The 22,632-nt window shown below is 68.3% G+C and carries 20 protein-coding genes; 9 read left to right on the top strand and 11 right to left on the bottom strand.

The window, feature by feature from the left end:
- Positions 1–479 precede the first annotated feature (479 nt).
- A complete protein-coding gene (locus tag C8N38_RS07630) occupies positions 480–1,709 on the top strand; it encodes a TIGR03862 family flavoprotein (RefSeq protein ID WP_245895593.1) in 1,230 nt (409 codons plus the stop codon).
- A gap of 3 nt (positions 1,710–1,712) precedes the next feature.
- Here the strand turns inward: C8N38_RS07630 and C8N38_RS07635 are convergent, their stop codons facing one another.
- The 5 genes from C8N38_RS07635 to C8N38_RS07655 form a co-directional block, all read right to left on the bottom strand.
- On the bottom strand, positions 1,713–2,300 hold the full coding sequence (locus C8N38_RS07635; protein ID WP_108025783.1) for a glutathione S-transferase family protein: 588 nt from the start codon (positions 2,298–2,300) through the stop codon (positions 1,713–1,715).
- A gap of 53 nt (positions 2,301–2,353) precedes the next feature.
- Positions 2,354–3,382 (bottom strand): DNA polymerase III subunit delta, encoded by a 1,029-nt coding sequence (holA, locus tag C8N38_RS07640; protein ID WP_108025785.1) that lies wholly within the window; start codon positions 3,380–3,382, stop codon positions 2,354–2,356.
- The gene (lptE, locus tag C8N38_RS07645; RefSeq protein ID WP_108025787.1) at positions 3,379–3,882 is read right to left on the bottom strand and encodes an LPS assembly lipoprotein LptE; all 504 of its coding nucleotides are present in this window, start codon (positions 3,880–3,882) and stop codon (positions 3,379–3,381) included. The genes holA and lptE overlap by 4 nt, the downstream gene beginning before the upstream one ends.
- Positions 3,869–6,616, bottom strand: a complete 2,748-nt coding sequence (gene leuS / locus C8N38_RS07650; protein WP_108025789.1) for a leucine--tRNA ligase — start codon at positions 6,614–6,616, stop codon at positions 3,869–3,871. Before leuS ends, lptE begins: the two co-directional genes overlap by 14 nt.
- A gap of 144 nt (positions 6,617–6,760) precedes the next feature.
- Positions 6,761–7,276, bottom strand: coding sequence for a DUF3576 domain-containing protein (locus C8N38_RS07655; protein ID WP_108025790.1), 516 nt, complete (start codon positions 7,274–7,276; stop codon positions 6,761–6,763).
- Positions 7,277–7,581: 305 nt separating this feature from the next.
- On the opposite strand from C8N38_RS07655, the gene C8N38_RS07660 reads away from it, so the two are divergent.
- The 8 genes from C8N38_RS07660 to C8N38_RS07695 all read left to right on the top strand — a co-directional run bounded on the left by C8N38_RS07660 (position 7,582) and on the right by C8N38_RS07695 (position 16,421).
- Positions 7,582–8,640: a porin gene (locus tag C8N38_RS07660; protein ID WP_108025792.1), complete on the top strand. Its 1,059-nt coding sequence runs from the start codon at positions 7,582–7,584 to the stop codon at positions 8,638–8,640.
- Between the two features lie 147 nt (positions 8,641–8,787).
- Positions 8,788–10,956 carry a tetratricopeptide repeat-containing sulfotransferase family protein gene (locus C8N38_RS07665; RefSeq protein ID WP_108025793.1) on the top strand — a complete coding sequence of 723 codons (2,169 nt, stop codon included), beginning with the start codon at positions 8,788–8,790 and terminating at the stop codon, positions 10,954–10,956.
- On the top strand, positions 10,946–11,599 hold the full coding sequence (locus C8N38_RS07670; protein ID WP_108025795.1) for a YggS family pyridoxal phosphate-dependent enzyme: 654 nt from the start codon (positions 10,946–10,948) through the stop codon (positions 11,597–11,599). The genes C8N38_RS07665 and C8N38_RS07670 overlap by 11 nt, the downstream gene beginning before the upstream one ends.
- Before the next feature lie 154 nt (positions 11,600–11,753).
- The gene (locus C8N38_RS07675; protein ID WP_108025797.1) at positions 11,754–12,950 is read left to right on the top strand and encodes a GTP-binding protein; all 1,197 of its coding nucleotides are present in this window, start codon (positions 11,754–11,756) and stop codon (positions 12,948–12,950) included.
- Positions 12,947–13,195, top strand: coding sequence for a DUF6525 family protein (locus C8N38_RS07680; RefSeq protein WP_220086793.1), 249 nt, complete (start codon positions 12,947–12,949; stop codon positions 13,193–13,195). The genes C8N38_RS07675 and C8N38_RS07680 overlap by 4 nt, the downstream gene beginning before the upstream one ends.
- A gap of 106 nt (positions 13,196–13,301) precedes the next feature.
- Entirely contained in the window at positions 13,302–13,739 is a 438-nt protein-coding gene (locus C8N38_RS07685; RefSeq protein WP_108025801.1) for a MarR family winged helix-turn-helix transcriptional regulator, read from the top strand.
- A gap of 47 nt (positions 13,740–13,786) precedes the next feature.
- Positions 13,787–15,358: an MFS transporter gene (locus tag C8N38_RS07690; protein WP_245895594.1), complete on the top strand. Its 1,572-nt coding sequence runs from the start codon at positions 13,787–13,789 to the stop codon at positions 15,356–15,358.
- Positions 15,359–15,368: 10 nt separating this feature from the next.
- Positions 15,369–16,421, top strand: coding sequence for an HlyD family secretion protein (locus C8N38_RS07695; protein ID WP_108025805.1), 1,053 nt, complete (start codon positions 15,369–15,371; stop codon positions 16,419–16,421).
- 15 nt (positions 16,422–16,436) lie between these two features.
- Here the strand turns inward: C8N38_RS07695 and C8N38_RS07700 are convergent, their stop codons facing one another.
- The 6 genes from C8N38_RS07700 to C8N38_RS07725 are packed head-to-tail and all read right to left on the bottom strand — an operon-like array spanning position 16,437 to position 22,630.
- Positions 16,437–17,411, bottom strand: a complete 975-nt coding sequence (locus tag C8N38_RS07700) for an N-carbamoyl-D-amino-acid hydrolase (RefSeq protein WP_108025807.1) — start codon at positions 17,409–17,411, stop codon at positions 16,437–16,439.
- Positions 17,408–18,664, bottom strand: a complete 1,257-nt coding sequence (locus C8N38_RS07705) for a Zn-dependent hydrolase (protein ID WP_108025809.1) — start codon at positions 18,662–18,664, stop codon at positions 17,408–17,410. Before C8N38_RS07705 ends, C8N38_RS07700 begins: the two co-directional genes overlap by 4 nt.
- Positions 18,661–19,902 carry a diaminopropionate ammonia-lyase gene (locus C8N38_RS07710; RefSeq protein ID WP_108025945.1) on the bottom strand — a complete coding sequence of 414 codons (1,242 nt, stop codon included), beginning with the start codon at positions 19,900–19,902 and terminating at the stop codon, positions 18,661–18,663. Before C8N38_RS07710 ends, C8N38_RS07705 begins: the two co-directional genes overlap by 4 nt.
- 14 nt (positions 19,903–19,916) lie before the next feature.
- Positions 19,917–20,690, bottom strand: coding sequence for an ABC transporter permease (locus C8N38_RS07715; RefSeq protein ID WP_108025811.1), 774 nt, complete (start codon positions 20,688–20,690; stop codon positions 19,917–19,919).
- Positions 20,691–21,548, bottom strand: a complete 858-nt coding sequence (locus C8N38_RS07720) for an ABC transporter permease (protein WP_108025947.1) — start codon at positions 21,546–21,548, stop codon at positions 20,691–20,693. It abuts the gene before it with no gap.
- Positions 21,548–22,630, bottom strand: a complete 1,083-nt coding sequence (locus tag C8N38_RS07725; RefSeq protein ID WP_108025813.1) for an ABC transporter ATP-binding protein — start codon at positions 22,628–22,630, stop codon at positions 21,548–21,550. The genes C8N38_RS07720 and C8N38_RS07725 overlap by 1 nt, the downstream gene beginning before the upstream one ends.
- Between the last annotated feature and the right edge of the window lie 2 nt (positions 22,631–22,632).

A 22,632-nucleotide genomic window follows, 5' to 3' on the forward strand; every position in this document is an offset into this window, starting at 1 on the left:
GATGACCTCCTGCGTCAGCGCGTTCTAGCTACCCCGATAAGAGGACCTACGGGTCGAGCCGTCGATGAGTTTAGTAGGGCGAAGCCAAAGTTGTAGGGTTTTTGTATGGGAGCCGGGTGAGACACCGTCCAAGCCGGTGCACTGGCGCCCAACCAATCGGCCAAAGAAAACCGAATCGAGGCAACACGTTGTGCTAGTAGAGCAAACGCAGTACACTGCGATGCAACACAATGATACAGAACAGAAAAACAATTCGTAATGATGGGGTCGGGGGTTCGAGTCCCTTCACCGGCACCACTGATCGCAAAGAAGGTCGGCAGGTTTGGTCCCGCCGGCCTTCTTTTCGTTTTCGCGGTCGCGCCGGGACTTGCCCCGTCCAGGGCAACCGCCCGGCCTTGCTGCTGCGATGTTGCCGAGGCAGAGGATGCAGAGGCCGCCGCGCATTGTGCCGCGCGGCTGGGCGGAACGGAGGCGCGGCCATGAGCGATAGGGCAGGAATGCAGGACGCTGCGCCGGAGCAGGCGGCCGAACGGCTTCCCGCGCTGGTCGTGGGCGCGGGTCCGGCCGGTCTGATGGCGGCCGAGGCGCTGGGCGCGGCGGGCGTGCCGGTCGTCATTGCCGAGGCGCTGGCCGCGCCCGCGCGCAAGTTCCTGATGGCGGGCAAATCGGGGTTGAACCTGACCAAGGCCGAACTGTTCGAGCCCTTCCTGGCCGCCTATGCCGAGGCTGGTCCACGACTTCGGCCTATGCTTGAGGCCTTCGGCCCGGACGAGGTCTGTCGCTGGGCCGAGGGACTGGGCCAGCCGGTCTTTGCGGGCAGCACCGGTCGGGTCTTTCCGACCGCGATGAAGGCCTCGCCGCTTTTGCGGGCCTGGCTTGGGCGGCTCGCGGGGCAGGGCGCGCAGCTCAGGCGGCGCTGGCGCTGGGCTGGCTGGGACCAGGATACCTCGGTCTTCGAGACGCCCGAAGGGCCGCGCCGGGTCGCGGCCGGGGTCACCATTCTGGCTTTCGGAGGGGCGAGTTGGGCAAGGTTAGGGTCAACCGGGGCCTGGGCCGGGCCGCTCATCCAGGCCGGACTGCCGCTGGCGCCCTTCGCGCCCGCCAATGTCGGGCTCAAGGTCGACTGGTCGGGGCCGATGGCCCGCCATTTCGGCCTGCCGGTCAAGGGCGTGGCGCTGCGGGCAGGCGCCGGGCCCTGGCACCGGGGCGAGTTCGTGATCTCGGCGCGCGGGCTCGAGGGCGGGGGGATCTATGCGCTGTCCCGGCCGTTGCGCGACGGGGCGCCGCTGGTCGCCGACCTGCTGCCTGACCGGACGCCCGACTGGGTGGCGGACCGGCTGTCGCGGCCACGCGGCAAGGCGAGCCTTTCGAACCATCTGCGCAAGGCGCTGGGGCTCGACCCGGCGCGGCTGGCGCTGCTGATGGAATTCGGCCGCCCGCTGCCCGAAGGGCCCGCGCTGGCGGCGCGGATCAAGGCGCTGCCCATCGCCCATGCCGGGCCGCGATCGATCGACGAGGCGATCTCGACCGCGGGCGGGCTGATGTGGGAGGCGCTCGATCCCGACCTGATGCTGACCGCGCGGCCCGGGACCTTCGCGGCCGGAGAGATGCTGGACTGGGAGGCGCCGACCGGCGGCTATCTGCTGACCGCTTGTCTGGCGACAGGCCGCTGGGCCGGGCAGGCGGCGGTCCGTCGGCTGGCGCGCTAGCCCTCAGGCGGCCTGGGCGCGCCGGTAGGCGGGGCGGGTGCGCATCCGGGCCAGATACTCGGCCAGCCGGGGCTGGGTGATCGGGAAATGCGCGGCCTCGGCCCAGTCGCCGCAATGGGTCAGGATGATGTCGGGCACGGTCATTTCGGGGCCCAGCAGGAACGGCCCGGGACCCATGCGCCCGACCAGAACCTCCTGGCTGCGGGTGAATTCCCATTTCAGGCTGTCCTTGATCGCCGATTGTCGCAGCTCTTCGGGCAGCACGAAACTGTGCCGCGCCGCCATCCACAGCGCCGAGTCGAACTCGTCCAGCAGGAACTGGGTCATGCTGTCCTGAATGGCGCGCGCGATGGTGCCCCCCTGCTGGGTCAGCTGCCCGTGCCGGTCGGCCAGAAAGGTCAGGATCGCGGTCGAATCGAGGATCGGCACCCCGTCGGCGATCAGCACCGGCACCTTCCCCGCGGGATTGAGCGCCACCACATCCTCGGACCGGGGCAGCGCGGGCACATGCTCGTAATCGAGCCCCAGTTCCTCCATCATCCACAGCACCCGCCGCGCGCGACTGTTGCCGCTGCCAATGACCCGATACATCGCCACATCCCCCTTGGCACGTTCCTCAGGGGTTCCAGCAAATCGCGGCGCGGTCAAGGGCGCCGCGATGCCAGAACCGCCAGCTTGACGAGGCTGCGTTCGATCAGGGCCATCTGCGGGGCGCGCTGGGACGAACGCAGCTGCAGGTCGGTGTCAAGCAGCAGCCCCAGCGCCTGTTCCAGCCGGTGCATGCCCCAGCCCTGCGCCTGCCGCACCATCCGGTCGCGCGCCTTGAAATGGACCGGCGGGCGCAGCCGGTTGATGCCCGAGGCGGCGCCATCGGGATCGGCGGCGGCGGCGTGCAACTGGCGGAAATGCCGCGTCGCTGCAATGCAGAGCGTGACCGGCGTCATGCCCTGCGCCTGCAACCGGCGCAGCAGCGGGCCGATCTCGGCGGTCTTCGCCTCGGCCACCGCATGGATCAGCGCATCGGCCTCGGCCTCGGTCGAACGTGGCGCGCAGGCGGCCACGTCCTCGGGCGTCAGCGGTGCGGGATCGTCCAGCTTGTAAAGCGCGACCTTCTCGACGGTCTGGCGAAAGTCGCCGGGGTCGAGCGCGGTGGCCAGGTCCAGCAGAGTGCCCATCGCCGCGCGGTCGACCGTTCCCAGCCCGGCCTCGGCCAGCATCGCCTCGATCTCGGGGCGGCCGGGCGGATCGTCGTAGATGCCGATGGCATAGGCGTCGGGATGCGCCTCGAAGGCCTTTCGCAACGCCGATTTGGGCGGCAGCTGGCGCGCGGTCAGCACGATCTGCGCGTCGCCCTTCTGCCAGTCGGCCAGCGCCCCGAGGATCCGGTCGGCCAGCGCATCGGTCGCCTCGTCCAGAAACACAACGCGAGGCCCGGGAAAGAAGCCGCGCGCCTTGACCGCATCGGTCAGCGCCGCCGGGTCGCTGCGCAGGTCGGCGGCGGACAGCCGGGTCAGCCGCATTTCTTCCTCGGCATTCGGGCCCAGAAGGGCGGCGATTGCCTGCTGGCGCTTCAGCGCCACGCGCATCGCGTCATTGCCATAGATCAGAAGCCCCGCGCGGTCCGGTTCGGGCCGCGCGAAATACCCCGTGGCCTCCCGCGGGGAAAGCTTCATTGCGCCCAGGCGCCGGAGCTGGCGAGAAGCCGCGTCACCATCTCGTCGGCGAGAATCACCATCAGCCGCCGGTAGGCGTCCTGTTCTGCGGCGCGGGTCGCGACCGTGCTGCCGGTCGCCGAATAGGCCGTGAAGGACGCGACCTCGCCCGACTGCACCACCTGCCCACTGTCGAGATCGCGCAACTGGAAGCTGACCCGCCCGGTGATGTTGTAGCGCGTGGTGTCCTGCGCGGCGGTGACGCCCAGGCCCTCGCTGTCGGTGTCGATGCCGTAGGCCAGCCGCCAGCGCGGCGCCTCGGCCCGGCCAAGCCGGGTCTCGAGCTCTTCGACCAGCATGAAGCCCACCACCGAGTCGGGCGCATCGACGGCAATCTTGCCGCGCAGCCCTTCGGCCGGGCCGCCGGTCCCGTAGACCGGGCGAAAGCCGCAGCCCGCCAGCGCGAGCCCCGCGGCGGTCAGCCCGGATATCAAAAAGGCGCGGCGGTCAGACGACGACATTGACGATGCGGCCCGGGACGACGATCAGCTTTTTCGGGGCGCCGCCATTCAGCGCCTTGATCACAGCATCGTCGGCAAGCACCAGCTTTTCAACCTCTTCCTTGGGCATGTCCTTGGCCACCTGGATCTCGGACCGGCGCTTGCCGTTGATCTGGATCGGCAGCGTCACCGTATCCTCGACCAGCATCGCCGGATCGGCCTTGGGCCAGGGCGCCTCGGCCACCAGCCCGGGATTGCCCAGCGCCTCCCAGACCTCTTCGGCCAGGTGCGGGGTCATGGGCGCCATCAGCTGCGCCATGACCGTCGCGGCCTCTCGTCGCGCGGCAAGGGAGGCCGTGGATTTGGCCAGGGTATTGGTAAAGGCGTAAAGTTTTGCCACCGAGGTATTGAAGCCGAAACTTTCGATACCCATTGTCACATCGTGGATGGTTTTGTGCAGGGCGCGGCGGAGGGCCAGGTCGTCTCCCCCCCTTTCGGCCGCGCCCGGACCGTTCGCATCGGCTGACGCCGTCGCTGGCGCCTCTTCCTCATAGGCCGCGATCCCGCCGCCGTTCAGCTCCTCGACAAGACCTTCGGCGATGCGCCAGACCCGGCCCAGATGCCGGAACGCCGCCTCGGCGCCCGCCGCCGTCCATTCGACATCGCGTTCGGGCGGGCTGTCGGACAGCACGAACCAGCGCGCGGTATCGGCCCCGAAGGCCTGGATGATGTTGACCGGATCGACGACGTTCTTCTTCGATTTCGACATCTTGGCCGAGGGGATGATGTCGACCTGAGTTCTACCGAAGACGTCGATGTAGTCCCTAACCTGTTGAGGGTTGTTGGGATCACGGTCATCCTTTTCCATCTCTGATCGCAGAATTGCATATCGAGTGCCTTCGCGCTCTGCGATCACAACATCCTCGGGAAGATGATAGCAATCAAACAGCCTGATCGCCGAGGAGCCATCGGGAGCGACGGTAGGCCTTTGACCAAGACTGCGGTAAATCTCGTGCGTGACCATGCCCTGGGTGAACAGCGCGTCGAAGGGCTCGATCGCCTTTTTCGGCAGGTGGCCGGTGATCTGCATCGCCCGGGCGAAGAAGCGCGAATAGAGCAGATGCAGGATCGCATGCTCGATCCCGCCGATATACTGGTCGACATTCATCCAGTAGTCGGCATCGGCCATCTGGGTCGGGGTGGCCGCATGGGGGGCTGTGAAGCGCGCGAAATACCAGGACGAATCGACGAAGGTGTCCATCGTGTCGGTTTCGCGCTTCGCCGGTTTGCCGCAGGCCGGGCAGGCGCAATCGCGCCAGGTCGGGTGCCGGTTCAGCGGGTTGCCGGGCTGGTCGAAGGTCACGTCATCGGGCAGGCGGACCGGCAGGTTTTCCTTCTTCTCGGGCACCACGCCGCACTCGGGGCAATGCACCACCGGGATCGGGCAACCCCAGTAGCGTTGCCGCGACAGGCCCCAGTCGCGCAGGCGGAACTTGGTCACGCCCCGGCCGATGCCCTTCCCTTCGCAATGGCGAATCGCGGCCTCGATGGCCTCTTCGCCGCTGGCGATCTCGTCCCAGGCGAAGGCTTTCAGCCAGCGGACCTTTTCCGGCTTCGGCGGCACGAAAGCCTCGGTGCCGACCGGCGTGCCACCGTCCAGCGCCACGAAGGTGTCGATCACCGGAAGCCCGTATTTCCGCGCGAAATCGAGGTCGCGCTGGTCATGGGCCGGGCAGCCGAAGATGGCGCCGGTGCCGTAATCCATCAGGATGAAGTTGGCGATGTAGACCGGCAGTTCCCACGTCTCATCAAAGGGATGGCGCACGGTCAGCCCGGTGTCGAAGCCCTTCTTCTCGGCCTTTTCCAGCTCTTCTTCCGAGGTGCCCATGCGGCGGCACTCGGCGCAGAAGGAAGCGACCTCGGGGTTCTCGGCCTCAAGCGCCTTCGCCAGCGGGTGATCGGGCGAGATGCCCAGAAAGCTTGCGCCCATCAGCGTGTCGGGCCGGGTGGTATAGACCTCGACCCGGTCAAAGCCCGAAGGCGCCGCGACCAGATCGAAGCCCATCTGCAGCCCGCGGCTGCGGCCGATCCAGTTGCGCTGCATCAGCTTGACCTTCTCGGGCCAGTTGTCGAGCCCGTCCAGCGCCTCCAGCAGCTCCTCGGCGAAATCCGAGATCTTGAAGAACCATTGCGTCAGCTCGCGCCGTTCCACCGGCGCGCCCGACCGCCAGCCCTTGCCCTCGATCACCTGCTCGTTGGCCAGCACGGTCATGTCGACCGGGTCCCAGTTCACGGTCGCGTTCTTGCGGTAGACCAGCCCCGCGCCCAGCATGTCGATGAACATCGCCTGTTGCTGGCCGTAATATTCCGGATCGCAGGTCGCGAATTCGCGCGACCAGTCGATGCTGAGGCCCAGCGGCTTCATCTGCGCGCGCATGTCAGCGATGTTGCCATAGGTCCAGTCCTTCGGGTGGCCGCCCCGCTCCATCGCGGCGTTTTCGGCGGGCATCCCGAAGGCGTCCCAGCCCATCGGGTGCAACACGCTGAACCCGCAGGACATCTTGTAGCGCGCCACCACATCGCCCATCGTGTAGTTGCGCACATGACCCATGTGGATGCGCCCCGAGGGATAGGGGAACATCTCGAGCACGTAGTATTTCGGCCGGGCTTCGTCGCGGGTGGCGGCGAAGGTGCCGCCCGCCTCCCATGCGGATTGCCATTTCGGCTCGATCTCGGCTGGGGTGTAGCGCGCCATGTCTTGCGGTCCTCGGTGCTTCGTTGCGGGCGGTCGGTGCGGGGTACGGCGATGTCAATAGTCGCGCAGGCGCAAGGCGTCCAGAGCCGCCTGCGCCGCGTGGCCGTATCAAGCCCGCACGTCCGGGCGGGCTTCGGGAGAAGGCTAGAGTCGGCTGTCGCGGACGCGAAGCTGGCGGGCGCGGGTCAGGATCGCGTCCTCGACGGCGCGCACGGTTTCCTGGCTGACAGCGCCGCCCTTCGATTGCAGCGACACTTTCAGCGACCGCGCATCCAGCGCCGGGTCCTGCACATAGACGGTGGCGCGGTAGGCCCGACCGCCGCCGGGCGGCGTGCCGTAATCGGTCGCGATCACGCCGGTAAAGGGATCGACCGACCGAATCGGCAGGAAGTTCAGCACTTCCAGCGAGGCCTGCCAGAGGTACTTGTTGACCTCGACCGTCACATTGGGGTCGTCGCTGTTGAACAGGTCCCAGACGGTCGATTTCGAGCGGCGCTCGCGCTCGACCTCGGCCATGGGGGTGTTCTGGTACTGCGCATCCAGGTTGGCCTGCCGCGCCTCGGGGTCCGAGCTGCCGCCGAACCATCCGCCGCCGCAGCCCGAAAGACCGGCCGTTGCCACGGCGATCAGCGCCACGCGCGAGAAGCTGGAAACGGTCATTCTCACTATCCCCTTCGATCCTTTTCGGGTCTTTACCGGAGGCACGGAAAGCCGACAAGGTTTTTCCCTTTTCAAAGGCTCGTTTGCGCGCGCGTCCCGGAGCAAGGCCGACAGCGGGTGCGGCAGGCTGTCCCGCGGCCTGCCGGGGCAGGACCCGCTGTGTGGCATCGCTGCATCAATCGGGCGGAGCGTTCGCGGCCCCGGACCGTGTTCCTTGCAATTCAGGGGGGGAGGAGCGACACCACGAACATACTCAGTTCGGGGCTCCGGCCTGAGGTGCATCTAGAAACGAATGAGGGAAAACCATGAAAAAGGTTCTCTTCGCGACCACCGCGCTGGTTGCCTCGGCCGGCTTCGCTGCGGCTGACATCACCTTCTCGGGCTCGGCGGAAATGGGTATCGTCGGCGGCGGCAAAGACGCCCCGGGCGTCAGCACCTATGTCGGCAACACCCGTGACTCGAGCGTCGAATTCAACAACGACTTCACCCTGACGGTCGTCGGCTCGGGCCAGACCGACAGCGGCCTGTCCTTCGGGATCTCGGTCGACTTCTCGACCGACGCCGAGCCGAACGCAAACGGCAACGTGTCGCTCGACAACGAAGCCGTCTTCATCTCGGGCGACTTCGGCACCCTGACCCTGGGTGAAATCGACGGCGCCGTCGACAAGCGCCTGACCGAAGCCCACAACGCTGTCGGCCAGTACAGCATCGGCGACGACGAAACGGTCCACGCCGGCTACCAGGGTTCGTATGGCGACGGCGCCTACGACAACCAGATCCTGCGCTACGACTACACCTTCGGCGACTTCGGCTTCTCGGCGTCGATGGAACTGAACGACGACAAAGGGACCACTCCCGCCACCGCTGACGACGCCGACAACGGCTACGCCCTGGCGATCAGCTACAACACCGACATGGGCGGCGTTGGCCTCGGCTTCGGCCTCGGCTACCAATACCTGGAAGCCGGCATCGGCGGCTGGGCTCCGGGCAACCTGAGCGACTATGGCTTCGCGGGCTGGGCTGCCGGCACCGAAGTCGACATCATTGCCGCGACCGTGTCGGCCGACTTCAACAACGGCTTCAAAGCCGGGTTCGAATACTCGAACTACGATCCGAGCGGCGCTGGCAACTCGGACGTCGATCACTACGCGATCGGCCTGGGCTACACCATGGACGCGCTGTCCGTGGGCGCCAGCTACGGCAAGTTCGACACCTCGGGCGACGATGCTGACGGTTGGGCTCTGACCGCGGCCTACGATCTGGGCGGCGGTGCCGCGATCGTCGCCGGCTACAGCGACTCGGACGTCGACAACAACGACGGCGACTACGAGACCTACTCGCTCGGCGTTGCGATGTCCTTCTAAGTCCACCCGGACTTCGAATTGGGAAGAGCGGACCTTCGGGTCCGCTCTTTTCATTTGCGGGGAGGCGTTCGGCGCCCGGCGCGAAATCGACAAGGCGGCGGCGGCGTGCTACCCCGGCCTCGACACCGCCCCGGAAGGAGTTCGACCATGCTGCCGCTGAGCCAGACCGAGACGAAGCGCCGCTTCGACGAGGCGCAGCGCCTGCAGCGCGCGGGCCGGATCGAGGCGGCCGAAGCGGCCTATCGCGCGCTTCTCGACGGCCAGCCCGGACTGGCCGAGGCCGCGGTCCAGCTTGGCCGGATCGCTCTGGCACGCGGCGCCGCAGCCGAGGCCGCGGCCCGGTTCGAAACGGCGCGCAAGGCCCGGCCCGCCGAGGCCGCGATCTGGCAGATGGAGGCCGAGGCGCTGGCCCGGCTTGGCGATCCCGCCCGGACCACGCGCTTTCTGAAGGCCGCGCGCAAAGCGGGGCTGCCCGCGGCACTGCTCTCGACGCTCGAGGCCCGGCTTGCCCCCGCGAAAGGCGGCCCCCGCGCCCCGCTTGGGTCGGCGCCGCCGCAGGCGGCCGAGGCGGTGCTGGCCGCGTTGCGGGCGGGCCGCCCCGGCGAAGCCGAACGGCGCGCCGAGGCCTTGACCCGGGCGCATCCCGATTCGGCCGTGGCCTTTGCGCTGTTGGCCGCGGCTCAGACAGACCTGGGCAAGACCGCCGCCGCCCGTACGAGCTTCGAGGCGGGGCTGGCGCTGGCGCCCGACTACCCCGAATTGCGCGGAGGGCTCGGTCGGCTTCTGGTCCGGACCGGCGAAGTGGCGGCGGGCGTCCGGCACCTGGAGGCCGCACTGGTGCGCGCGCCGAAGAACCCGCTGACGCTGGCCGCGCTGGGCGAGGGGCTCGCCCGGCTCGGGCGGAAGGCCGAGGCCGAGGCGGCGCTTCGCCGGGCGGTAGCAGCCGAGCCCCGTTATCTCGACGGGCATCTGGCACTGGCGCATCTGCTGATGGAGACGGGCGACCCGGCGGCGGCCGAGACGGTCCTGGAGGCGGCGATCGACGCCGGGCATGACCGCGCCATCGTCCGTGTCCGTCTGGCCGAGGCGCAGGCCAAGCAGGGCCGGACCGACACCGCGCGGGAAAGCTATGACGCCGCGATTGCCACCGAGCCGGGCCTGGCGCTTGCCTACAGTCTGCGCGGCATGCTGCTGCAATCGTTGGGCGAGTTTGCCGCCGCCGAAGCCGATTTCCGGCAGGCCATCGCGCTGGAGCCCCGCAACGGCGAGCATTACCGGACCATGCTGGCCACGTACAAGGTGACGCCCGAAGATCCTCTGCTGGCCCAGATGGAGGCGCTGTTCGCCGATCCGGCGCTGGGCGATGAAAGCCGGATGCATCTGGGATTCGCGCTGTCGGCGGCGATGGAGCAGATCAAGGCGCATGACCGGGTCTTTGGCTATCTGAGGCCCGCCAACGACCTGATGCGGGCGCGGCATCCCTATGACATCGCCGAACGCCGGGCCGAGATCGACGCGGTGATGGCCGCCTTCGAGGACACCGATTTTTCTGAGCGAAAAATCGAGGGCGCCGCGGAGTACGCGCCGATCTTCATCACCGGCATGCCCCGCTCGGGCACCACACTGGTCGAGCAGATCGTGGCCAGTCATTCGCGGGTCACGGGCGGCGGTGAAATCGCCTATGTGGCGGCCGAGACGATGAAGCTGCTGCAGGGGGCGGACGGATTGCGGCCGCTCGACCGGATCGGCGATGCCGAGATCGCGGCGCTGGGCCATCGCATCGAGACGGAGTTCCGGAGCCGGTTTCCGGGGTCGGATCTGGTGAGCGACAAGTCGATCCAGACCTATATGGTGGCCGGGCTGGTCCGGCTGGCGCTGCCCCGCGCGCGGATCGTGATCGTGCATCGCGATCCGCGCGACATCTGCCTGTCGATCTACAAGAACATGTTTGCCGAAGGCACGCACCGCTACGCGACGAACCTGCGCGATCTGGGGCTTTACTACCGGATGTTCCGCGAGATGATCGATTTCTGGCGCAGGAAGCTGCCCGGCGGTCTTTACGAAATCCGCTATGAGGACCTGATCGCCGATCCCGAAACCCAGGCCCGGGCGCTGGTCGCGGCCTGCGGACTGGACTGGCAGGACAATTGCCTGAATTTCCACAAGACCGAGCGCCGGGTTGCGACGCTGAGCCTCGCCCAGGTGCGGCAGCCGATCTATGCCACCTCGATGAAGGCCTGGCAGCGGCATGCCGACGAACTGGCCGAGCTGACGGAGGCGCTGGGCGATGCGATCGGAGACGACAATGGGGCTTGAGGACATTCGCGCGCGGTTGGCGAACGCGGAACGGACGGCCGGGCGCGCACCCGGGTCGGTGACGTTGATCGCCGTCTCGAAGGTGCAGCCGCTGGAGCGGGTCGAGGCGGTTCTGGAAGAGGGGCAGCGCATCTTCGGCGAGAACAAAGTGCAGGAAGCGGCGGGCAAGTGGCCAGCCTTCCGCGAGCGATTCGGAGAGGTCGAGCTGCACCTGATCGGTCCGCTGCAAAGCAACAAGTCGCGACAGGCGGTAGAGCTTTTCGATGCGATCCACTCGCTCGACCGGCCCAAGCTGGCCCGGCGTCTGGCCGATCACGCGCAGGAGCGGGGAGCCTGCCCGGATCTCTTCATCCAGGTGAACACCGGGGAAGAGGTGCAGAAGGCCGGGGTGCTGCCCGCGGAGGTGGATGCCTTCATCGCGGAATGCCGGGGTATGGATCTGCCTGTGCGGGGGCTGATGTGCATTCCACCGGTCGAGGAAACGCCGTCCCTGCATTTCGCGCTTCTGGCGAAGATCGCGGCGCGGAACGGGCTGGCCGGTCTTTCCATGGGTATGAGCGACGATTTCGAGCAGGCCGTGGCGCTGGGGGCGACGCATGTGCGCGTCGGCAGCGCGATCTTCGGCACCCGCAGCTACGGCTGAGCAGGCGCCCGATTTTTCTGCGAAAAATCGCACTCGGCGCGGTTTCGCACCGCTGCCCATCCTGTCCCGATCCTGGCGACGGGCGCATCGGTCGCTTGCTTCTGAATCTATGTTATACTATCACATATGATATAGTATAACAAACAGGTGCCGCATGGCCGACCGCCTTCCCGTAACCGTCCTTTCCGGCTTTCTCGGCGCCGGAAAGACGACGCTGCTGACCCATGTGCTCAACAACCGAGAGGGGCGCCGGGTCGCGGTGATCGTCAACGACATGTCGGAGGTCAACATCGACGCCGATCTCGTCCGGGCCGGTGGCGCGCTGACCCGGGGCGAAGAGCGGCTGGTCGAGATGACCAATGGCTGCATCTGCTGCACGTTGCGCGACGACCTGCTGGTCGAGGTTCGGCGGCTGGCGGAAGAGGGCCGCTTCGATCACCTGCTGATCGAAAGCACCGGGGTGTCCGAGCCGCTGCCGGTCGCGGCCACATTCGAGTTTCGCGACGGCGAAGGCCGGTCTCTGTCGGACATTGCGCGGCTCGACACCATGGTCACTGTGGTCGATGCCGCCAACCTGCTTCGCGACTTCTCGTCTCGCGATTTCCTGGCCGACCGCGGTGAGGACCTCGGCGCTGAGGATGACCGCAGCCTGGTCGACCTTCTGACCGACCAGATCGAGTTTGCCGACGTGATCGTGCTGAACAAGGTCTCTGCCGCCTCGGCCATGGATCTGGCCGCCGCCCGGACGATCCTGCGTGCGCTGAACGCCGATGCCCGGATCGTCGAAACCGATTTCGGCCGCGTCGCGACGACCGACATCCTCGGCACCGGGCGGTTCAGCTTCGAGGCCGCCCACCGCCACCCGACCTGGGTCAAGGAGCTTTACGGCTTTGCCGATCACGTCCCGGAGGATGCGGAATACGGCATCACCAGCTTCGTCTACCGGACCGAGCGGCCGTTCGACCCGACCCGGCTGGCCACGTTCTTCGACACCCCGCTGCCGGGCGTGATCCGGGCAAAGGGGCATTTCTGGATCGCGACGCGGCCGCACTGGGCGGGCGAATTCTCGATGGCGGGTCCGATGGTCGAGGTGCGCGGGCTGGGGCTTTGGTGGGCGGCCGTGCCCGAGGCCCATTGGCCACCCGAAGAGCGCGCGCGCATGGCCGAACGCGTCGCCGGGGAATTCGGCGACCGTCGCCAGGAGCTGGTCTTCATCGGCACGCTCGGGACAATGAACCGTGCCCGTATCACGGCCATGCTCGACCGGTGCCTGGTGCCCGAGACGCGGTTCGAGCCCGAGGCCTGGGCGCGGCTGGCAGACCCGTTTCCGAATTGGGGTCACGGGGCGTGACCGGCAACGCCCGAAGTTCGCTTCGGTCCCGGCGGCGGCTCTGCCCGATGGCGGCGCATGACCGTCTGCCTGCCCCGGCCCGGGCCTGGGCGGCCCGGGCGGTGCTGCCCTGGAGCGCGGCCTCGGTCGCGCGGATCTGGGTCCGCGCGCTGGCCGAGACCGGGTCGGAAGCCGGAGCGCTGGCGCGTCTGGACGCGGCTGAACGGGCAACGCTCGACCGCGAAGCGGGCGCCCGGCGGCGCTGACCTCGCCCCTCGTTGTCGAGACTTCGTGATCCGGACCTGCTTGCCTCCGCCGGGCGAAACCTTATCCTCCTAATCATTAGCAGGGTAATTAAAAGGCGATCCGGGGATGCAGGCCGTTCAGAAGACGTTTCTGCCCGAGGTGTTCCGGCTGGTGCGGGGGATCCGCAAGCGGTTCAATGCGCGCGCCACCGCGCTTGACATGACCTATGCGCGGGCACAGGCGCTGGTCACCATCGCCGGTTGCGAGGGTCTGACCCAGGTAGAACTGGCCGAGCGGCTGGATATCCGGACGCCCTCGATGAACCGCACCCTCGATGCGCTCGAGGCGGCGGGTCTGGTCGAACGTCGCTTCTCGGCCGAGGACAAGCGGGTGCGCTGCCTCTATCTGACGGCGGACGCCCGTCGGCAGGCGCGAGATGTCACGGAGTTCACCGACGATCTGCGGCGTGAGGTCTATCGCGGCATCGATCCGGACGAGCTTGACCGGGCGCTGGCGACGATCCGCAAGATCCAGCGGAACCTCGATGCGATGGGCGTCCGATGAGCGAGACGCCGCCTTCCGCTCCCCCCGTGCCAAAACCTCCGCCTTTCGTGCCGAAACCGCTGCCGCTGGCCCTGGCCTATATCGGCGCCTCGCTTTTCATCGGCGTCTCGCAATCGCTGGGGCAGGGCTTTCTGGCAGCCAATATCCCGACGCTGGCCGGCGAGCTTGGTGCCACCCAAAGCCAGACTTCCTGGCTGATCGTGGCCTTCATGGCGCCGCGCGCCTCGTTGCCACTGATGCTGATCAAGATCCGGGCGCAATACGGGCTGCGCCGCTTTGCGGAAGTGTCCATCGCGCTTTATGCGGCGGTGGCGCTTCTGAGCCTGCTGACCGTCGATCTGCGCTCGGCGCTGGTGGTCGAGCTGCTGTCGGGGATCTCGGCGGCGCCCTTGTCGACGCTGGCCATCCTCTATGCGCTGGAACCGCTGCCGCAGCGGCTGAAGATGAGGCTGGGCCTGCCATGCGCGCTGACCTTCATGTCGCTCGGCATGCCGCTGGCGCGGGCGCTCAGCCCAGAGATCCTCACCGATGGCAGCTGGACCAGCATCCTGCTGCTCAAGCTTGGCATGTCGATGGTCTGCCTGTTTCTGGTGTTCCGTCTGCCGCTGCCGCATGGCGACCGGGTCCGGGTGATCCGGGGGCTCGATCTGATCTCGTTCGGACTGATCGCCGCTGCGTTCGGCGGGCTCGTGTCCTGCTTTACCACCGGCTACATCTATTGGTGGACCGCCGCGCCCTGGATCGGACCGGTGCTGGCGCTGTCGATTGCCGGGGTGGTGGCGGCGCTGGTGATCGAGCTGCACCGCAAGGCGCCGCTTCTGGACGTGCGCTGGATCACGACGCCCGAGATCCTGCATCTCAGCGCGGCGCTGCTGGTCTTCCGGATCATCCTGTCCGAACAGACCGCCGGGGCGCCCGGCCTGTTTCAGGCGCTGGGCTACGCGCCCGAACAGATCGCCCCGCTGTTCTGGGTGATCTCGCTGGCCACCGTGGCCGGCGGCGTCGCCTGCGCGCTGGTGATGAAGATCGAGCGCGTACCGGCGATCCATGTGGTGGCGCTTCTGCTGATCGCGGTCGGCTCGGCGCTGGAGGCCCATGCCAATTCCGATGTCAGCCCGGCCCAGCGGATGCTGAGCCAGGGCATGGTCGGCTTTGCCGCGGCGCTGTTCCTGCCGTCGGCGATGGCGACCGGGCTGGTCAAGGCGTTCAGCAAGGGCCCGCAATATCTGCTGAGCTTCGTCATCGTCTTTCTGTCGAGCCAGATCCTTGGCGGCACGATCGGCGCGGGGCTCTACCGGACCTTCGTGGCCGCCCGGACCACGGCCCATGCGCAATGGATCGACGCCCAGCTTCAGGTCGGCGACCCGCTGGTGGCCGCCCGGCTGGCCCGGATCCGGGCGCAGCTGTCATCCAGCGTCGCCGATCCGGGCCAGCTGCAGACCCAGGCGGTCGCCCGGCTGGCCTCGGATGTCACCCGCGAGGCGACGGTGTCCGCCTATAACGATGTCTCTGCCTTGATCTCGACGCTTGCCTTCTGCGCGCTTGCCGCGCTTCTGGGGCATATAGCGCGCGACTGGCTGCGGGCGCGGATGGCCGGACCCGGCCCCGCCGCCAAATGAGGTTTCTCACGTGCATATCCTGAAACACCACATCCCCACCTTTCTGATCGTGCTGATCGGCCTTCTCGGCGTCGTCGTCGTTCTTTACGCGTGGCATCTGCCGCCCTTTGCCGGGGACGAGATCCGTACCGAGAACGCCTATGTGCGGGGCAATGTCGCGACGCTGTCGCCGCAGATCGCGGGCTATGTGACCGAAGTGCCGGTGTCGGACTTCCAGACCGTGGCGACCGGCGACGTGCTGGTGCGGCTCGACGACCGGACCGCCCGGCAGACCCTTGCGCGGGCCGAGGCCGAACTGGCCAGCGCCCGGGCCGCGCTGAAGGCCAACGACCAGGACATCAACTCTGCCCGCGCCACGCTCGACTCGCGCAAGGCCGCGGCCGAGGCCGCCCGTGCCGCGGTCGACACCGCCCGGGCCGAATGGAACCGGCAGGACCGGCTGCGCGAAAAGGGCGTGATCTCGGCTGCCGATGCCGAGGATTCCCAGCTCAAGCTGCGTCAGGCCGAGGCGGCACTGACCGAGGCGCTCAGCGATGTCGATGTGGCACGCGAGGATCTGGGCACCGCCAAGGTGCGCACCGACACGCTCAGCGCCAGCGTCACTGCCGAACTGGCGGCGGTCGAGCTGGCCAAGATCGACCTTGAACATACCGCGATCCGTGCGCCCGAAAACGGTCGGCTGGGCCAGATCAATGTGCGGGTGGGGCAATACGTGACCGCGGGCAGTGCGCTGATGTCGCTGGTGTCCGACCGGATCTGGGTGATCGCCAACGTCAAGGAAACCGACCTGTCCGGGCTGCATCCGGGGCAGGCTGTCCGCTTCGATGTCGATGCGCTGGGCCACCGGCCGTTCGCGGGCACCGTGTCGATGCTGTCGCCCGCCACCGCCTCGGAATTCAGCGTGCTCGGCAATTCGACCGCGACCGGGAACTTCACCAAGATCGCCCAGCGGCTTCCGGTCCGGATCGAGATCGATCCCGGCCAGACCGGCGAGGACCGTCTGGCGCCGGGCATGTCGGTCGTCGTGCACGCCCGGCGCGATGGAAATCCGGCCCGGCCGTGACGACCGGGCGGCGCGTCAGTCGCGGTCGAAGCGGCTGCCTTTGGTGATCGCCTCGCGCTCGGCCGCCCGTGCCTCGGCGCCCTCGCAGATCGGGCCGTAATCTCCAGGCTCGCGGTGCAGCGCGAAGTTGAAGATGTTCTTGCGCAGCTCGCTGCAGCGGTCGAGGTCGATCTCGGCGGTCACCACCTCGTCGCCCCGGGTCTGGGCCATCGCCACGATCTCGCCCGTCGGGGCCACGATGCAGCTGCCGCCGATCAGTTCGCAACCTTCCTCGAGCCCGGCCTTGGCGGTGCCGATCACCCAGCAGCCATTGGCATAGGCCCCCGCCTGCAGGCTGAGATGGTTGTGGAAATCCTGCAGATGGTCGTGTTCGGGCGCCTGCGGATAGTGCTGCGGCGTGTTGTAGCCCAGCATGACCAGTTCGGCGCCCCTCAGCGCCAGAACCCGGAAGGTTTCGGGCCAGCGGCGGTCGTTGCACAGGCACATGCCCGCCTTGCCGCCCATGAAGTCGTAGACCGGAAAGCCCAGATCGCCATGTTCGAAATAGCGCTTTTCCAGGTGCTGAAAGCGGCGCCAGTCCTCGGGATGGTAATGCCCCGGCAGGTGAACCTTGCGGTAGCGGCCCGCGATCCGGCCCTCGGGATCGACGAGGATCGAGGCGTTGAAGCGCCGCTTGACCCCGCCCTCTGTCAGCAGTTCGGCAAAGCCCAGATAGAACCCGATGCCCAGTCGCGCCGCGGCATCGAAAAGCGGCCGGGTATCGGCGTTCGGCATCTCGGTTTCATAAAAGGCGTCGAGCGCGGCCTCGTCCTCGATCAGCCAGCGCGGAAAGAAGCTGGTCAGCGCCAGTTCGGGGAAGACGACGAGGCGGGCGCCGCGCCGGTGCGCCTCTTCCATCAGCGCCAGCATGCGCGCAACGGCCGAGCTGCGCGGCTCGGTCCGGGCGATGGGGCCCAGCTGGGCGGCGGCTGCGACGATCTTGCGGCTCATTCGGTCTGTCCTTTCTGGTCGACCCGGCCCGCGCGGGCCAGCGCCACCTGCGCCAGCAGGCGGACGCCCGGCGCGATCTGCGCGGGCGCGGTGTATTCGCGGATGTTGTGGCTGATGCCGTCTTGCGAGGGCACGAAGATCATCGCCGAGGGGCAGCGCGGCGCGAACATCTGCGCGTCATGGCCCGCCCCCGAGGGCATGCGCCGGTGTGTCAGCCCCAGCGCCGCGGCCCCCGCCTCGACGGCGTCGACCAGCGTTGCGTCGAAGGCCACCGGTTCGAACCGGGCCAGCGTGCGGCGCGACAGGCGGCAGCCCTCGGCGGCGGCGAAAGCCTCGGCTTGCGCGAAAAGACGGGCCTCGGCCGCTTGCAGCCGGGCCTCGTCGGTGTTGCGCAGATCGACGGTCAGCACGGCGCGTTCGGGGATCACGTTGACCAGATCGGGTGTCAGCGCGATCCGGCCCACGGTCGCGACCTGCGGCGGACCGAACGCGTCGGCGATGGCCCGCGCCTCGGCCGCGATCCGCGCCGCCACCAGCCCCGCGTCATGGCGCAGCGCCATCGGCGTGGTGCCGGCATGGGCGGCCTGCCCCTCGACCGTGATCTCGCTCCAGGAAATTCCCTGCACCCCGGTCACGACCCCGATGGCAAGCCCTTCGGCCTCAAGCACCGGGCCCTGCTCGATATGCAGCTCCAGATAGGTGTCGGGTGCCAGCGCACCCACCGGGTGGGACCCGGCGGCGCCGATGGCTGCCAGCGCCTCGGCCACGCTGACCCCGTCGATCCCGACCTTGGCCAGCATCTCGTCCAGGTCGAGCCCGCCCTGCGCGACGCCCGATCCCATCATGTCGGGGGCGAAGCGCGCGCCTTCCTCATTGGTGAAGAAGGCCACGGCCAGCGGCCTTTCAGTCTCTATTCCGGCTTGGATCGCGCTTTCGATGACCTCGAGCCCGCCCAGAACGCCCAGCACCCCGTCATAGAGCCCGCCGGTCGCGACCGTGTCGATATGCGAGCCCATCACCACCGGCGCGCCACCCGACCGCCCCGGCCGGATCGCCCAGCAATTGCCGATCACGTCGGTATGGACGTCAAGCCCGAGGTCGCGGAACCAGCCGGTGACCAGCGCGCGGCCCTCGGCATCCTCGGGGGTCAGGGCCAGCCGCTTGCAGCCGCCGCCGGGCAGGGCGCCGATCCGGCCCAGTGCGGCGATCCGGCCCATCAGCCGGTCGAGGTCGATCGTCAGGTCCGCTGTCATGCCTCGGCCCTCACCTCGGCGGCCGGGCGCCCGGCCAGTTTCTCGTAAAGCGCGGGGTCGGTGTCGCCCTCGGTCCCGAAGAGCAGCACCCGCGAGTCCGGCCCCAGACCCAGCGCCGCCGCGGCCTCGGGGTTGGCGGCGGCAGCCATCAGCGCGGCCAGTCCTGCGACGGCGGATTCGCCCGCGACGATGGCCGGATCGCCCGGCAGGGGACGCGCGAGCCGCCGCATCATCGCCACCGCATCCGCGTCCGCGACCGAGACCGCGGCAAAGGCCAGCGGCTTCAGCACCTCCCAGGCCAGAAGCGAGACCTCGCCGCAGGCAAGCCCCGCCATCAGCGTGTCGAGATCGCCGGTGACGGCGGTGGGCCTGCCCGCGCGGATCGTCTCGACCCAGCAGGCGGAGGCCTCGGGATCGGCCAGGATCGCCTTCGGCGCGGCCGCGCCATGGCGGCGGCGGAAATGGGCTGCCGCCGCCGCCGCGACGCCGCCGACGCCCGTTTGAACGAAGATATGGGTGGGGGCGGCACCAAGCTGGTCTGCGGCCTCGGCCGCCATCAGTTCATAGCCCTGCATCACGTCCTTCGGGACCTCGGTATAGCCCGGATAGGAGGTGTCAGAGACCACGAACCAACCCTCGCGGGTGGCGGTCTGCTGCGCCTCGCGGACGCTGTCGTCGTAATTTCCGGCACAGCGGCGGACCTCGGCGCCATAGGCTTCGATGGCGGCCTTGCGGCCCTCGGACACGGTCGCGTGGATGAAGATCGTACAGCGGCAGCCGAACGTGCGCGCGCCCCAGGCGACCGACCGGCCGTGATTGCCGTCGGTAGCGCAGCAGACGGTGATGGCGGAGACGGTCGCGGCATGATCGCCCGCGAGGATCGCCTCTGCCGTCGGTTCGGCGATGCCCTCGCGGGCCGCGATCTCGCGCGCGAGAAGCCGCAGCACCGCATAGGCCCCGCCCAGTGCCTTGAAGCTGCCAAGCCCGAAGCGCCCGGCCTCGTCCTTGTAGTGAAGCCTGGCGATCCCGGCCTCGGCCGCAAGCCCGGGCAGGCTCAGCAGCGGCGTCGGCGCATAGCCAGGCCAGGCGGCGATGGTGGCGCGGGCGCGGGCGAAGGCGGCGTCGTTCAGAACGGCCTCTTGCGCGGGGCCGTAGCCGGGCGCGCAGTGAGGGTTCAGGACGATCTCGGTCCGGGCGCCCTGGCCCAGCGTGTTGGAGAAGGAAAGCGTCTGGGTCATGGTCCCCTGCATGGTCAGTTGAGCCGCCCCGCGCGGTGGCGGATCGCCTCGGCGATCACCACGAGGGCGATGTTGCCCAGCACGATCAGCACGGCGAGCGCGTTGAGGCTGGGAGAAAGGTCGAAGCGGAAATCGGACGCCACCAGCACCGACAGCGCCTGCTGGCGGCCCGACAGGAACGCGGTCAGCACGTATTCCGACGAGGACAGCACGAAGGCGATGACCCAGGCGGCCATCAGCCCGTTGCCCATCAGCGGCAGCACCACCCGGCGAAAGCTGCACCAGCCCGAGGCGCCCAGATCGGCGGCGGCCTCGATCAGGCGGCGGTCGATGCGGATCAGGACCGAGGCGACGATGACCGTGGTGAAGGGCAGGATGATGACCGACTGCCCCGCGATCACTGTCAGGAGCGAGCGCGACACGCCCAGTTCCTTGAAGAGGATCAGTTGCGCCACGGCAAGGATCAGCCGCGGCACCAGGAAGGGCAGCAGCAGAAGCGCCGCGAAGAGCACGCGGAAGCGGGTGGCGTAGAAGGTCAGGGCCAGTGCCGCTGCGGCGCCCAGAAGGGTGGTCAGCAGCGCCACCGGAAAGGCCACCGCCAGCGTGGTCAGGAAGCCGCCTCCCAGACGGCCGTCGCCGAGGATCTCGGCAAACCACTGGCCGGTGACGCCGGTCAGCGGAAAGGCCATGACATCCGAGGCATTGACCGAGAAGAGCGCGATCATGGCGATCGGCAGATACATGAAGCCGAAGACGAGGCAGACCCAGAGCGTTCCGAGACGGGACATTCAGGCGCCCTCCGCCACGAGGCTCGACCGCCGGATCAGGGTGGCGCCCGCGCCGAAGCACAGCATCAGGATCGCCAGCATGGTCCAGGCGATGGCCGAGCCCAGCGGCCAGTCGAAGGCGGTGCCAAAGAGGTCGTTGATGGCCGAGATCACGGTCACGCCCGAGGCCCCGCCCAGAAGCTGCGGCGTCAGATAGTCGCCCACCACCATCACGAAGACCATCAGCCCGCCCGCGATCAGCCCGGGCGCGGTCAGCGGCAGCGTCACCCGCCGAAATCGGTCCCGCCCGGGGGCGCCCAGGTCGGCTGCGGCCTCCAGCCAGGCGTCGTCGAGGCTTTCGAAGGCCAGCCACAGCCCGATCACCATGAAGGGCAGGTAGTTGTAGGTCAGCGCGATATGGGTGGCGAGCGGGCTGAACAGCAGCCCCTGCAGCGGCGCGTCGATGGCGCCAAGCCAAATCAGGCTGCGGTTGATCGCGCCCTCGGCGCCCAGCAGCACCCGCCAGGCGAAGATGCGCAGCAGGTCCCCGGAATAAAGCGGCACCAGCAAGAGCGTCAGCAGCATGGTCTTGGCCGCGCCCGCCCGCTTGGCCAGGAACCAGGCGACGGGATAGCCGATCACGGCGGTGATCGCGGCAACCAGCAGCCCCGATCCGAAGGCACGCGCGATCAGCCCGCGATAGGTCTCGGACTGCAGGATGCGGGCGTAGTTCTTCAGGCTCGGATCGTGCGAGATTGTGACGAAATCGACCGAGAAGAAGGAATAGGCAAAGAGGATCGCAAGCGGCGCGAGGCAAAGCGCACCCAGCGCCGCGACCACGGGCAGGGCCAGCCAGTTTCCGGCGGATTGCGGGCGCATCATGCGGCCTCCCGCGCGATCCAGACCCGGTCGGGGTCGAAGGACAGCCGCACCGTCTCGCCCGGGGCGGGGGGCGGCCCGGCATGGGCAACCTGAAAGAGCTGCCCGCCCGCCACGCATTCCAGAAGCCAGTCGGCGCCGCGATAGACCGCGTGGGTCACTTCGGCGGGCGTGCCGGTGTCCCCCAGCGCCACCTGTTCTGACCGCAGGCACAGCACCGCCCGCGCCCCCACGCTCAGCCCGGCCACCCCGGGCACGACATGCCGACCCAGCGCGGTCTCGATGGCATAACCCTTGCCGGCGGGACCGAGGATCCGCCCCGGCAGGCAGGAGGCGCCGCCGATGAAATCGGCCACATAGGCGGTGGCGGGGCGGGTGTAGATGTCGCCCGGCGCGCCCTGCTGTTCGATCCGGCCGTCGCGCATCACGACGATCCGGTCCGACAGGGCAAAGGCCTCTTCCTGGTCGTGGGTCACATGCAGGAAGGTCATGCCCAGCCGCCGTTGCAGGTCCTTCAGCTCGATCTGCATGTCCTTGCGCATCCGGCGGTCGAGCGCCGACAGCGGCTCGTCCAGCAACAGAAGCCGCGGTTCGTTGACGATGGCGCGGGCTAGCGCCACGCGCTGTTGCTGGCCGCCCGACAGCTGGCGCGGCCGCCGGTCGGCCATGGCCTCCATCCGGACGGTCGCCAGCGCCTCGCGGGCGCGGGCCTTGATCCTGTCCTTGGGGACCGCCCGATAGCTGAGCCCGAAGGCCACGTTTTCCAGAACCGACAGATGCGGGAACAGCGCGTAGCTTTGAAAGACGGTGTTGATCGGACGCCGGTTCGCGGGCAGATCGTCCAGCCGCATCCCGTCCAGCATCAGCGTGCCCGATCCGATGGCCTCGAAGCCCCCGACCATGCGCAGGAGCGTGGTCTTGCCGCAGCCCGAGGGCCCCAGCAGGGTCACATAGCTTTCATTGGCCAGCGACAGGTCGATCCCCCGCACCGCCTGAACGGACCCGTAGGACTTGTGCAGCGCGATGACCTCCAGCAGCGGGCGCGTCCGGCGCCCGGCTGCGGTTTTTGCGGCAACAGCCATTC

It is taken from the genome of Rhodovulum kholense (assembly GCF_003053725.1).
Classification (GTDB): Bacteria; Pseudomonadota; Alphaproteobacteria; order Rhodobacterales; family Rhodobacteraceae; genus Rhodovulum; species Rhodovulum kholense.

Excerpts from the sequence above, each read along its gene's own strand:
- C8N38_RS07630 (WP_245895593.1), top strand. The coding sequence starts at position 480 with ATGAGCGATAGGGCAGGAATGCAGGACGCTGCGCCGGAGCAGGCGGCC.
- C8N38_RS07635 (WP_108025783.1), bottom strand. The coding sequence starts at position 2,300 with ATGTATCGGGTCATTGGCAGCGGCAACAGTCGCGCGCGGCGGGTGCTG.
- holA (WP_108025785.1), bottom strand. The coding sequence starts at position 3,382 with ATGAAGCTTTCCCCGCGGGAGGCCACGGGGTATTTCGCGCGGCCCGAA.
- lptE (WP_108025787.1), bottom strand. The coding sequence starts at position 3,882 with ATGTCGTCGTCTGACCGCCGCGCCTTTTTGATATCCGGGCTGACCGCC.
- leuS (WP_108025789.1), bottom strand. The coding sequence starts at position 6,616 with ATGGCGCGCTACACCCCAGCCGAGATCGAGCCGAAATGGCAATCCGCA.
- C8N38_RS07655 (WP_108025790.1), bottom strand. The coding sequence starts at position 7,276 with ATGACCGTTTCCAGCTTCTCGCGCGTGGCGCTGATCGCCGTGGCAACG.
- C8N38_RS07660 (WP_108025792.1), top strand. The coding sequence starts at position 7,582 with ATGAAAAAGGTTCTCTTCGCGACCACCGCGCTGGTTGCCTCGGCCGGC.
- C8N38_RS07665 (WP_108025793.1), top strand. The coding sequence starts at position 8,788 with ATGCTGCCGCTGAGCCAGACCGAGACGAAGCGCCGCTTCGACGAGGCG.
- C8N38_RS07670 (WP_108025795.1), top strand. The coding sequence starts at position 10,946 with ATGGGGCTTGAGGACATTCGCGCGCGGTTGGCGAACGCGGAACGGACG.
- C8N38_RS07675 (WP_108025797.1), top strand. The coding sequence starts at position 11,754 with ATGGCCGACCGCCTTCCCGTAACCGTCCTTTCCGGCTTTCTCGGCGCC.
- C8N38_RS07685 (WP_108025801.1), top strand. The coding sequence starts at position 13,302 with ATGCAGGCCGTTCAGAAGACGTTTCTGCCCGAGGTGTTCCGGCTGGTG.
- C8N38_RS07700 (WP_108025807.1), bottom strand. The coding sequence starts at position 17,411 with ATGAGCCGCAAGATCGTCGCAGCCGCCGCCCAGCTGGGCCCCATCGCC.
- C8N38_RS07705 (WP_108025809.1), bottom strand. The coding sequence starts at position 18,664 with ATGACAGCGGACCTGACGATCGACCTCGACCGGCTGATGGGCCGGATC.
- C8N38_RS07710 (WP_108025945.1), bottom strand. The coding sequence starts at position 19,902 with ATGACCCAGACGCTTTCCTTCTCCAACACGCTGGGCCAGGGCGCCCGG.
- C8N38_RS07715 (WP_108025811.1), bottom strand. The coding sequence starts at position 20,690 with ATGTCCCGTCTCGGAACGCTCTGGGTCTGCCTCGTCTTCGGCTTCATG.
- C8N38_RS07720 (WP_108025947.1), bottom strand. The coding sequence starts at position 21,548 with ATGCGCCCGCAATCCGCCGGAAACTGGCTGGCCCTGCCCGTGGTCGCG.
- C8N38_RS07725 (WP_108025813.1), bottom strand. The coding sequence starts at position 22,630 with ATGGCTGTTGCCGCAAAAACCGCAGCCGGGCGCCGGACGCGCCCGCTG.